The organism is Methylobacterium sp. J-030, from assembly GCF_022829545.1.
GTDB lineage: Bacteria > Pseudomonadota > Alphaproteobacteria > Rhizobiales > Beijerinckiaceae > Methylobacterium.
This window is the reverse complement of record NZ_JAKSYM010000214.1, coordinates 1-301: the sequence shown is the minus strand read 5'-3', so window position 1 is coordinate 301 and position 301 is coordinate 1. Positions and strand designations below refer to the sequence as shown.

Here is a 301-nt window from a genome sequence, read left to right as displayed (position 1 = left end):
ATCACCGCGAGCTTGGCGCCGAGCACGCGGCGGACAGCCTCACTCTGCGAGGGTGACAGTGCCTTGCCGGTCTCCTCGTGGACCCAGGGCAGCGCGCGGGCGAGGGCAATCTCGTGACAGGGCGGCGTGCCCGTCGCACGCCGGAGGAGCCGCTCGGCGATCATCCGCGCGGCGGCGTGCAGCCCGGCCAGGTGCGTGCACGGCTTATCGCCCCAGACGTACTGCACCACCCATCCGGTCACCAGCCAGCAGACAAGCGCCTAGGCGACGCTCGCGGCCCTCAACACCACCGTCTCACATC

The 301-nt window shown here is 71.1% G+C and carries 1 pseudogene; it reads right to left on the bottom strand.

The features are described from left to right. Positions 1-227, bottom strand: a pseudogene (locus MKK75_RS14525) (ATP-dependent RecD-like DNA helicase); the annotation flags it as partial. Positions 228-301 lie beyond the last annotated feature (74 nt).